The organism is Paenibacillus oceani (genome assembly GCF_014705615.1).
Classification (GTDB): domain Bacteria; phylum Bacillota; class Bacilli; order Paenibacillales; family NBRC-103111; genus Paenibacillus_AB; species Paenibacillus_AB oceani.
In genome coordinates this window covers 147,095-159,203 of sequence record NZ_JACXJA010000010.1, presented here as the reverse complement: position 1 = coordinate 159,203, position 12,109 = coordinate 147,095, and the positions used below count along the sequence as shown (strand labels likewise).

Below are 12,109 nucleotides of genomic sequence, written 5' to 3'. Positions count from 1 at the left end.
AAGAACGCAGCGGATGTTGAACTTGGGGGTACAGGGACTTCTATCGATAGGCAATTTCGTATGAATTGACGAGGAGTGAGCGCATGGCGAATGTGTTGAAAGAGCGGATTAATCTGAAAGAGATCAATTGTGAGAAGGAACTGACGCTTGCTGTGATCGGCGGGAAGTGGAAGCTGATTATTTTATGGCATCTGGGGCTGGAAGGAACGAAACGATTTAGCGAGCTGAAAAAGCGAATCCCGTCCATTACGCAAAAAATGTTAACCAATCAATTGCGTGAGCTGGAAGAGGATCAGCTGGTAGCCCGGAAAGTGTATGCGGAGGTTCCACCGCGCGTCGAATATTCGCTTACCTCTTACGGGGAAAGCTTAATGCCGATCCTGCAAATGATGTACAGCTGGGGAAAAGAATACGGCGATCAAGTGGTATGGAACGAACGCTCTTCCTCGGATAGGCCGGATTGCACCACGTTTGCGAAATAGGCTGCGGGCGGGTACCGCCGATTTCGTCAGCTGAATTTCGGGCGGAGTTTTTTGGAACTTGCTGCTGTGCGAGCGATGATAGTACTTTATGCAGTGCGATAAGAAGCCGTCCGGCTGGTTATCGCGTTTTTCAAGTTGTTCAGCCGCAGGCAGAGTAATCATTATAAATGATTATTTATCGGAGGACACGGCGCGTGCTACCATGAGCCCATTACTATGCATGGGCAGGAGGCGTCAAGTTAATGGGAAAGCTGAAGGTCAGGCGGAAAATCTCCGTGCTGCTCCTAATTGCGATGCTCGTACAGATGGCAGGCTGGCCGGGGCTGAACGGCGTGATCGGGAAGGCGAACGCCGCTTTCTACTGGAATTCCGCACCGAATTTCGCACCGATGGAGGGCAACCAGGTCCAGGTGTATTGGGATCCGCCTTATGACACCGAGGACTATGAGCAGCGCTTCAGTTATGAGGTGAAGTTCTACAGCAGGCCGGGGCTTGAGCCGCTTGGCGCACCGGGATATTTCTCATCTCCCGAACAGTGGGAGGATCCGGGAACGTTTATATCGACGAGGTGGATTCAGACCGGTATGGACCCTGCTGTCGAATACGAGGTCAGGGTTATGGCGCGCAAGGAGGGAGAAACCGACATCCTCGGTACGAAAAGCGGGACGATCCGTTTGCAGGATACGTTCCAATATTACGCGGAGCTCGCCGTCTCATATGAGGAGGAGACGAATCAGACGAAAAGAATGAAGCTGCACTGGAAGCCCAGCGTAAGGCCGCAAACGACCGTATATTCTCTTGTTGTCCGAAAGGTAGGAACGGCGGGAGGAGAATGGTCGTTCAGCGATGATATCGCCCATACGCCGGGGGCACCGGGTTACGACTACAGCGTATCCGGCCTTCAGCCGGGGCAAAGCTACGACGTACAGCTGGCCGCCTTCGACGCGGCTTACAACATCGAGCTTCTGGAAACCCGGATAACGGTTCCGGGAGGAGCGGGCAGCCCGTTATGGCCGCCGGACGCCCAATTAACAGTCAGCGGGCTGACCGACAACGGGTTTACGATCGAATGGCCGCAAGGAACCGGGGACGTCGCCGCCTACGGGCTTTCCTATGGGGTTAACGGCGGGGCTCCCGTCAGCCGGATGCTGGGGATTTTGCCGCGCGGTTATACATTCACCGGCTTATCCCGTGGAGATTTGGTAGATGTGGCGATGACGGTTGTCGGATCGACCTATGCCGCGAGTGCGCCGCTGCTGCTGTCGCAGCGCGTGGGAGAGGCTGTGCCTTTGTCCCCCAAGTGGCCAGCAGGCGCATCCTTATCGGTAAGCGATCTGTCGCAGGAAGGATTTTCGGTTAACTGGCCGAAAGCATCGGGTGGCGTCACCGAATACAAGCTGAGCTGGGCCAAAAACGGCGGAGCGCCGGTCGAACAGACGCTTGCGGCTGTACAGTGCGAAGGGTTTCCGGAGGTTTGCCGGGACCGTACGAAATTTACGTTCGGTCTGGAAGCCGGTCTGGAAGCCGGGGACCGGGTCGGCGTCTCGGTAAAAGCCGTCGACGGGGCCGGACGGGAAAGCGAGCCGCTGGCACTGGAGCAAGGTGTCCTGAAACTGGAATTTTCACCGCAATCGGTAGGTCTTTACGGGAAGATGGCCTTAAAAGCGGGGGAGCCGCTTGGCATCTCGCTGCAAACGACGAACAGCGGTTACGAGGCGTCCGTATCGATCCAATACGACAGCTGGATTGACGGGAACGGCGATCTTCAGCCGGAGCTGGTGAAACGAGAGCTGGAGGTCGGCCTGACCGAATCGCCGGCTGAACCGGGATTGTATACGGCCGATTGGATCGTGGCCGAATCGCTCGGCATAGAACGGATCGAGCAGGCGGTAGCCGTGTTGAAGCGGAGCGGGACGGTAATATCATCGCCCGTTGCCTTCGGGGATATCAATGCGCAAGGCAGCGGCAGCCCTTACGTAACCGGAAATTTGAAGCTCGACATAGAGGGCGACGTGTCGAATGCGTTCGTTTGGGTGTCGCCTTCCAATATGTCGGCGTTTTATCTGGACATTCCCGGTCCTGGCTCCTACTCGTTCACACAGCTGTTTCCGGGTATGGCTACCGTTCAGCTCAAGGACAAAGTCAGCGGCGTTTCTCTGCTGCCGGATCGCTCTGTTCAAGTGAAGGGATCGCAGACGGTACGCGAGCCGATGAACGTCGATACGGAATCGACGGAGCTTCGTATTACGGTACAGGACGATGCCGGCGTACCCGTACCGGGGGTCCGAACCTATTACCGGATCGCAGAAAAGGAGTGGCGTTCGGCGATTACGGACGACACCGGCCGGCTACGCATTCGCGAAGGGGTGGCGAAGGGTGATCCGGTCAGCGTGAAGCTGAGCCGAATCCCTCTGCACTTGAAGGAATTGCTTGGCGAGCGGCATTTAACGTTAACCGAAGGGTTAAACGAGGAGATCGTCACGCTGGAAAGGGGCAAGCTCGTTATGTTATCCGGTCAGGTAACCCGTCATACCGGCCCGATCGAAGGCTTTCATCTGACAGTGTCGCCTTACAGCGGCAATCAGGATAACAAAGGGTACGTGCGTCAATTGCAAACCGATGCAAACGGCCGTTATGCGGTTCAGGTTTTCGCCGGTGTGGAGCTGCGGATTAACGGCTATAACGAACATGCTTCGCTCCCGCCCCTCGCGGTGGTCGTGGGAGACACCGACGTACAGCAGGATCTGACGCCGGTCGAAAAAAGGCCGGGCACCATTCGTGTGACGGTCAAGCGGCAAAATGTCGACGGATCGTGGATCGTTCACGGCGAGTCGGGGATAGCTTCGTATACGATGCAATCCTATGAGCCGGTTCTCACTTACGTATCCAACGGTCAGCGGATCGATTCGAGGTACTATCCGTTTAACGTGTCCGGCAAGCCGGGAGATGAGTTCCGGTTGTGCATGCGATACAATGAGTACAAAATAGATTACAGCTGTAAGATTTTTACTTTGGACGATAACCGCGAGGGACATGTGGAATTCAGCTTTGCCGCGGGTGGTGGAATGGTACGCTGGGTTTTCGATCCGACTCTTATGTTTCAGCCGGGTATGCCCTGGAATTCGGGCTGGATGTACCGGGTGACGTCGGCTAACGGCCGCTTTGACGAGACATTTTTTTTCCCATGGATGCCGAGATTTTCATTCTCCGAGTACCTGCCAGCCGGCGAGTATACGGTGCTCATATACCATGCGGAGCGAGGTCTAGCGGAAAGCTACAGCCGCACGTTTACGATTCGCGGGGGAGAGGCCGGAGATCAAGAGGTGCAAATCGATTTATTCAGGGAGCGGATGAATCCAGCGACCAAGGGAGCCAGCTTTGCCGTCAGCACGATGGACGCGGTTCCGGGAGATTCGGTCGATATAAGAGCCGAGTATACAAGGTCTCCGGATGTCGGTCCGCCCGCCACTTCGCTTACCGAAACGACATTTGAAGTAGCGCTCCCTGCCGGGGGGGCTGTGGTGCCGGGTAGCGTGCTTGTGGATGAGAAGCCGCTGGCAAGCTCGTTGTGGACCGTACAGGACGGCAAGCTTGTCGTGAAGACGGGCTCGATCTCCTTTTATTACGGGCGCAAGCTCGTCCGGGCGACAGTGAAGTTGCCGGTCGATTATCCGGACCGCACCGCCGTCTTGACCGGCACACTCCGATACACCGCAGGGTCCGAGAGCGGCACGCTTTCGCTTGGCCAACGGACGATATCCGTTGCGCCGGTCACACTGGAGGCGCCGGACCGGACGAAAACCCGGGAGCTGCTTCTGCAAGGACGTGCCACGGCAGGAAGCAATATTCTGATTTATGAACGCGAACAGCTGCTCGGCCAGACCAGAACCGCCGATTCCGGGGTCTGGCAGTATGCCGTCGAGCTGCCGGACCGGGGCGTGAATTACAGCTACCAGTTGTCGGCGGTAGCCGAGATCAACGGCCTGTCCCGGGCTTCGGATGCCCGCGAGGTGATTTACACGTCCGTAGGACCGAGGCTTACGAAAGTAACGCTGAGCAACGATTGGGGTTTTTACCACAGCTTTGACCCGAACAAGGGAATTTCCAAGTTTCCGTTTCTGCTGGAGCCGGGGAACATGTTCATCGACCTGGAATTTGACGAACCGGACGCCGTCTCCGAGGCGATTGTGAGTCTCGGATTCCATAGGGAGGGAGCCTACCGGACCGAAAGCGGCATATACAGGTCGCTGATCAAGGTGGTCAACATGGAGGAGATCACCGGTCCTTTGTATGTGTCTTACCATGAAGTTCCGGCGGACAGCGGCATCGCTCCCAGAACCGAAACAGAATTGAGGCAAACGCTGGCATGGTGGCTGCGCGACGCCGACATCCCGCAGCCGGACGAGGTGGAGACGGTCCGGGACGGAAGCGGCAAAGAAACTTACAGCGTGAGCTATGATCTGCCTTCGCGCCTCGGTTCGGGAGCGCGGGCCGAGCTGAGCTTGTATGCGGAGACCTCAGTCGCCTACGATCCCGCGGGCAAGCCGCGGATGAGCGTAAACGGCCGGACGCTGTATGGAGCTTCCGGATCGGCGAAGCTCGCTCCGGGTTCTCCGACGCCGTTTCCGTCCGCGCCGACGGGATACCGCGACTCTGCGGAAATGGTCAGATCGTTCATCCGCAGCGATCAAGCGAAAAACATGAGTCTGATCGCCGAGTTTTCCGCTTACGTCCGCTATGAGCAGGCTGGCGGCGGGAACGTCAAAATATTGTCGGCTCCCGCCGAGATTGCCAAGACGGGCACTCAGATTCTGGTCGAGGGCATCGATATGGGGCTGACGCTGGAAGGAAGCGGAGGCTTCGAATCGACGCTGGACAGCATTCAGGAGCGCATCAAGTCCGCTTACGCCCGATGCAGCTCGCATTCCGCCCATAGATATCATAACGCCTACGAGGACATTATGGGCGACATGATGGCTGCAGAGTCTGCGAAATGGGTCGCAAGTCTGGGGCTGTTCGCCATCGGGGCGGGAGCTCCGGGTCCGGGAACGCTGATTGCCGGTCTGACCGCCGTAGCCGGGCAAGGTCTCGGAAAAGTGATCGACAAGGAGATGTCGTATGAGCTGGCCGAGATTGACCGTGCCGTGGATCGCGATATCGAATGCGAGCCGAAGGATCCGAACTCGGAGAGCGGGAAAACAAGCGAAGGGTTTCGCATTATCGCCAAGCCGACCTGGCTGTACGATCCGAGCGGGTATGTGTATGAGGCCGTCCCCGAAGAGAGGCTGGAGGGCGTAAAGGCGACGGTAATGCAGTGGGACGAAGCCGCTTCAGCCTGGACGGATTGGGACGCGGAATGGTTCTTGCAACAAAATCCGCAAGTTACGGACCGAAGCGGCAAATACCGCTGGGACGTGCCGCCGGGCAGATGGAAGGTACGCTACGAGAAGGACGGCTACGAAACGGTATACAGCCATGAAATGACCGTGTTGCCGCCGCATTTTGATGTCAATATCGCGATGACGTCCACTACTGCGCCAGTCGTATCGGGAGTGCGATCGGAGAACGGAGGCCGGTCGGTCGACATCGTCTTTTCCAAGCATATGAGAACGGACGGTTTTCCCGCGGCTGCCGTTCAAGTGAAGAGAGGGGGGGCGCTGATTGCCGGCGTTCTGAAGCCGGTTGCCCCTGCAGCGGACGGTGCTCTCGCAAAGCTCTGGTCGTTCGAGCCTGAACCGGGCGCTGGTCTTGCCGCCGGAGATCGGCTGGAAGTGACGGTGAAGGCGGGAACGCCTAGTTACAACGGGCTTGCTACGGCGTACGATCAGACGTTCCTGATTGAAGTGATGGCAGACGACCGCACTCCGCCGGACCCCGCAACGAATGTGCGGGTTACGCCGGGCCACCGCAAGCTGATCGTCACATGGAACGATCCGGAAGACGACGATCTTGAATCGATGCTGATCGAATGGAAGGAAACGTCAGGCACCGGCTACCGGCAGCTTACGGTCGGCAAGGGCGTCGGTCTGGCTGAGCTTGTTTCCCTTCAAGCGTGGACGGATTACGAGATCCGGATTGTTGCGGTCGATGCCGCGGGGAATCGTTCCGACGGCGCAGCATTGCGGGAGAAGCCGGGACTAACGGCGGGAAAAGCCGATCTTATTGGTCCGTCGGCTGTTATAGGGGCCAGCGCCGCTGCGGGAACCGATCAGATTACGATAGCCTGGAGCGATCCGGCAGATCCGGATCTGAACGGAGTGCTCGTCAACTGGCGGGAGCGGGGGAAGGCGGAAGACGACGGTGGCGCAACGGTTGTGAAAGGACAGCAGCGCTATACGATAATAGGTTTGCAGCCGGGAAGGACGTACGAAATCCGGCTGATGGCGGACGACGAATCGGGCAATCGCTCGGAAGCCGTTGTGCTGACAACTGCGACAAGCGGCTCCGATACCGGGACGAATCCAGGCGGATCGTATCCGAATACGGGACCGGGAGCCGGAACGCCTCCCGGGACTCCGCCTGCTGTAACGGATGGAGCGGAGACGATAAAATGGCGAGATCTCTTTCTAGGCAATACGTATTATCCGGCGCTTGGCGGCAGGCTGCTGCTTCGCGCCGAAGGCCCGCAGACGTCCTCCGCCGGCAATTACGAACTTGCGGTCCGGGAAGCTTCAGACGTTCGCTGGCCTGCAGATATACGATTCATTCATGCAGCCGGAGCTTTCGAACTGGGTATATCCGGCGATTGGCTGCCCCATTCCGAACGAATATTGCGGATACGGATGTCTATCGATGAAGAGAAATGGGAGCAGCTCGACCGGCGTTTGCTTGCCATATACCGAGCTGATCCGGATAAGCCGGGTACGTGGCACTATGCAGGCGGGAGATGGGATCCGGACAGCGGCCGGCTTGAAGCGGTCATCGGGCAGCCAGGGGTATATGCGGTTATGGCCTTTGCCCCTTCCTTCGTTGACCTGGCCGGACATTGGTCGGAGCAGACAGTCCGCCTGCTGGCCTCGAGGCAGTTGGCGAATGGAGTAGACGAGGGGGTTTTTGCTCCCGATCTTCCGGTAACGCGTGCCGAGCTGGCCGCATTCCTGATCCGTCTTCTGGATCTCGCCGGCGGTGCTGCTACGGGCAACGGCTTGGATTCCGGCGCCTCAAGCGGAGGCGGCTATCCCGCACTCGAACGGTACAGCGATGCGGACACATCGGCATGGTATGCACCCGTGCTGGAGCGCGCCGTTCAAATCGGCCTGCTTGAAGGCAGCGGCACGAAGCTTCGCCCGAACGACCCGGCAACCCGGGAAGAAGCTGCCGTTATCGCTTACCGGATCATCGGCATGCTTCACGTACCGGAAACCGGCACCGGCAATCCGGCTGCCGGAGCCAACGGGGCTGCAGCCAGCGGAGACAGGCAGACGGAAACATATGCCGATGAGGAGCTCCTGTCGCCGTGGGCCGGGGAAGCCGTCCGGCATTTGAGCGGTCGGGGACTCGTGAACGGCTATCCCGACGGACGGTTTGACCCTCATTCCGATATTACCCGCGCCCAAGCGGCGCAAATCATCATGAATATTGCGCAAGCGTTCGGACTGTTATAAACTTGGCGAACCCCGGCGAACCATCGTTTGCCGGGGTTTGCCGTATTCGACGGGAGACAAATTAAGTGTCGTGTATGTATAATATAGGAAATGAGGGGATTATTCGTCGACGGGGGGCACCACCATGAGAAGAAGGTTCTGGGCGGCTGGATTGACAGCCCTGCTTGCCGCGGCGGGTTTGGCTACAACGGCGGTGCTTCTGGGCCAGCCGGGATACCGGCTGCACGGCAGTGCCGGACCGGGCGAGGCTTCGGATCGGTTGACCGTTTCTATCATGCAGCCGATGTACGACCGGAAGCCGCAGAGATCGGAAGTCTGGGACCTTCTGGAGAACAAGTTCAACATTCGCTACGAGCCCGTCTCCATACCGGCTGCTTCTTACAGTACGAAGCTGATGATGGCGGTATCCTCGGGGAAACCTCCGGATATCGTTTTATGGACGTCTTTTATGTCGGAACTGATCAATTTTATCGAAAGCGGGTTGTTTCACGACTTAACGCCATATATCGGAAATTCGGCGAATTTGAAAACGGCGATTCCGCAGCGCATCTGGAACCGGGTGGAGCTGAACGGGAGTTATTACGGGATTCCGCGTCCGCGCGCCGAAGTCGATCAGGCTGTCATGATCCGCAAGGACTGGCTTGAGGCCCTTCGGCTGCCTGTTCCGGAAACGATCGACGATTACTATAACACGGCGGTCAAGTTCGGGCAGTCGGACCCCGACGGCAACGGCAGGAAGGATACATACGGGTTCGCGGCGGGAGAAGGGTTGAACTTTTTGCACAACCTGCTTCCGGCGTTTGGAGCGGGCAACTCCTGGATTTTGCGGTCCGACGGTTCGCTGGAAGCGAGCAAGGTATCTCCAGAACGCGAATCGGGGCTGCTGTGGCTCCGCAAGCTATATGCCGAGAGGGGAATCGACCAAAGCTTCTCTTCGCTGCAGCAGTCGCAAGTATGGGACCGGTTTACCTCCGGCAAAACCGGCATTATCGTCGCTCCCATCGCCGATTACGAGCGGTTCCGGGCAAGGTTGGCCAGTGCAAACCCGAGAGCGGAACTGTTGATGCTGGGGCCGCCTGTCGGTCCGGAAGGCATATCGGGTTTCGGCGAGCGGCCGGGGTATTACGGTCTGTTTCTTATTCCGAAACGGGTGCCGGAGGAAAAAGTAAAACGGATCGTCGAGTTGCTGGACTGGCAAAGCGGCGAAGAAGCGAACCGGATTCGCAAATTCGGTCTGGAGGGCGTTCATCATACCGTAAAGGAAGACAGGACGCTGCAGATTAACCGTGAATCGCTACAGGTGGAGGATCTCGGGTCGCTGCTGCTGATGAATCCGTACGATCCGTATTATTACGTATCCACGAGCGCGCCTGAATACGTGCAGGAGAAGCAAAGAACGATGCTCGATCTGGTACGGGATAAAGGAATCCCGAATCCGGCGGAAGGTTTTATGCCGAACACCGGATTGTCGGTTGCCAGTATTTATACGAAAAAAATCCAGAGATTCGAAACCGATTTCGTCAAAGGAAACGTGCCGGTGCAAGATTTCGCATGGTTTCGGCGGGAATGGCTCGATCGAGGTGGGAAGGAGGCGACACAGGAAGTAAATGAATGGTATCGAACCTACCGGTCGAACGGAGAACAGGGCAGACGGGATGGCGGATAGTAATCGGCGGTTAGAAGCGGCAATCAGGGTGCGGACAGGTGACAAGCGGTTGTCCGCCAAAACCGCGATGCGGCTTAAAATCGTCATGCTCGCGGCGATGATCGCGATCGTTCCCGTTCTTGTTGTCGGCTGGACCGCCTATACGGCGGCCAGAGGCAGTCTCGTCCGCGAGGTGGAGAACTACAATCATATGCTGATGAAGCAGGTGCAGCAGCGTACGGACAAGATGATGGAAACGGTCGACCGGGCCGTGATGCAGCATGTAATGGACGACGCGCTGACCGTATTGCTGAAGGACGGCACGCTGCTGAGCAACGAATACGAGCTGGGACAGGTGAAGACGGCTTTATCCGCGATGGAGACGCTGATTGATCATGCGGAAGCGGTATATTTATTCGTCCCAGAGGAAGAAGTGCTTGTGACCTCGGACGGGATCGACTCTCTGCCGGAGCGGACGCTGGGGGCTTCCTTGTATCAGGCGATGGTGAGCAACAAGGAGCTGTCGTTCTGGCATGACAGACTGGCGGCACCCGCCGATCCTGGCAGTTACGGCGTCATTCAAAGCATCGGCTACGCCAGGCGGCTGCCGTCCTCCTTTTCGTCTCCGCTTGGCTATTTTGTCGTGCTGCTCCGGGAACAGGCGATGTTTGATGTGCTCGAGGATGCCGATGCCGGTCAGGCGTGGGGCATGCTGGCCGTCAGTCCGGGCGGGAATGTGTATGCCGATGACGAGACGCAGACGTTTATCGGGGAGCACCTTCCGCCGGAGGAGCTTAAGCAGTGGCTCTCGGCTAAGCTGAATGACGGCGTTACCGCGGATTCGCTGGAGACGGTCGGAGGACGCGACTGGCTGGTGCATGCCCGAAAATCCGCAGAATCAGGATGGACCTATATGTCCATCGTTCCGTTTGAGGAACTGACCCGTTCTATAGGGACGGTGAGACGAATTGTAACGGTCATCTGCATTGCACTGGCTTCAATCTCGCTGGTTACGATATTGCTGCTGACGACGAATTTGTACAATCGGGTACGACGGGTAATCGATCGCCTGCAATTTGAGAACACCGTACTGGAGCGCCGGATCGGAGAGACGGAGCCGGAACTGAGAGCCTATTGGGTACAGAGATGGCTGCATGAACCGTTCGGGTCTGACATTGGTGGTCATCTGGAAGGGCTAGGGATTGAACTATACAGCCGCCGGTTCACCGCCGTTTGTCTGGAAGCGGACGAACTCAGGGACTGCGGCGAGATCGAAGCTGGCACCCGTTCCGGCCAACTGCTTGATTTGTTGCGGCGGTTGAATACGGAACAAGTGTCGGGACACTACATCCGGATGGGAAATGACCGAATCGCAGGCGTACTGATACAACGAACCGATGCGGACTCGGCAACGGAGTGGGCTTCGGAAAATTGGGGAGCAGCGCTGTTGGCATACGTGGAATTGGAAGCCTTGGCGACCATATCTGTTGGGATCGGGAAAACAAAGGAAGCGGCTGCGGACGTAAGCGGTTCTTTTGACGAAGCGCAGCGTGCGCTCCGACAGCGGCTGGTCGATCCCGAGCGGAAGCTGTTTATCTACGGGCTGGATAGGCGGACAGCAGAGCCGCTTGAATACCCGTTTGAGCAGGAGAAAATGATCGTGGCGCAGTTGAAGCTGGGCGACCGGGAGAAGGCGGCGCAAGCGCTGAGGGACTTTGTCGACACGTTGCTTGCCGCACCCACGATCGACGAAAGGCAGGCCAATCAGGCTTTTGCGATGCTGCTGGCATCCATTCTGCGTCTGTTGTTTGATGGAAACAGCCTTCCCGCTCTCTCATTGCTCCCCTACAACGGCTACGATCGGTTGAAGAGCCTTAGAACGGTTGAAGAGATCATCGGTTGGCTGGAGGGGGAATTATTCGTCCGGATTGTGGATCAGGTAACGCGGGAGAGACGGATGCGCGAGGGGGTGAAGGACGATGTCATCCGACAGACGATCGCTTATGTGCAGCATCATTACGACCGGGAGCTTTCTCTCGGCATGCTGGCCGAGTTGACCGGTATGCCGGAGACGCAGCTGAGCCAGCTATTCAAACGGGAGGTTGGCCTTACTTTTACCGATTATTTGATCTCGTTCCGTGTAGAGAAAGCCAAGGAGCTGCTTCGCTCCACAGAGATGAAGGTGGCTGACATCGCGGAGCGGATGAACTACAACAACTCGCAAAATTTCATCCGTGTGTTTAAACGGATTGCCGGTATGACGCCGGGGGAGTACAGGAAACGTTATCATAACGCTGCAGGCGGGGAACCAGAAGGGTAGTGCCGGCCCCCGAGTCGAGTTGGCGCGAAAGACGCAAAAAAGCGGACGCCCCGAAGTG

The 12,109-nt window shown here is 57.5% G+C and carries 4 protein-coding genes; all 4 read left to right on the top strand.

Translation table 11 applies throughout. The features are described 5' to 3' along the window. Positions 1-83: 83 nt before the first annotated feature. The 4 genes from IDH45_RS10105 (at position 84) to IDH45_RS10090 (ending at position 12,051) form a co-directional block, all read left to right on the top strand. Positions 84-482 (top strand): winged helix-turn-helix transcriptional regulator, encoded by a 399-nt coding sequence (locus IDH45_RS10105; RefSeq protein ID WP_190927113.1) that lies wholly within the window; start codon positions 84-86, stop codon positions 480-482. A gap of 242 nt (positions 483-724) precedes the next feature. After that, positions 725-8,086: a fibronectin type III domain-containing protein gene (locus tag IDH45_RS10100; protein WP_190927112.1), complete on the top strand. Its 7,362-nt coding sequence runs from the start codon at positions 725-727 to the stop codon at positions 8,084-8,086. Positions 8,087-8,210: 124 nt separating this feature from the next. Beyond that, entirely contained in the window at positions 8,211-9,752 is a 1,542-nt protein-coding gene (locus IDH45_RS10095; protein WP_190927110.1) for an extracellular solute-binding protein, read from the top strand. Next, complete coding sequence (locus IDH45_RS10090) at positions 9,742-12,051, top strand: helix-turn-helix domain-containing protein (RefSeq protein WP_190927108.1); 2,310 nt, start codon at positions 9,742-9,744, stop codon at positions 12,049-12,051. The genes IDH45_RS10095 and IDH45_RS10090 overlap by 11 nt, the downstream gene beginning before the upstream one ends. Positions 12,052-12,109: the final 58 nt, after the last annotated feature.

Coding starts and splice junctions, on each gene's coding strand:
- IDH45_RS10090 (WP_190927108.1), top strand. CDS start 9,742: ATGGCGGATAGTAATCGGCGGTTAGAAGCGGCAATCAGGGTGCGGACA.
- IDH45_RS10100 (WP_190927112.1), top strand. CDS start 725: ATGGGAAAGCTGAAGGTCAGGCGGAAAATCTCCGTGCTGCTCCTAATT.
- IDH45_RS10105 (WP_190927113.1), top strand. CDS start 84: ATGGCGAATGTGTTGAAAGAGCGGATTAATCTGAAAGAGATCAATTGT.
- IDH45_RS10095 (WP_190927110.1), top strand. CDS start 8,211: ATGAGAAGAAGGTTCTGGGCGGCTGGATTGACAGCCCTGCTTGCCGCG.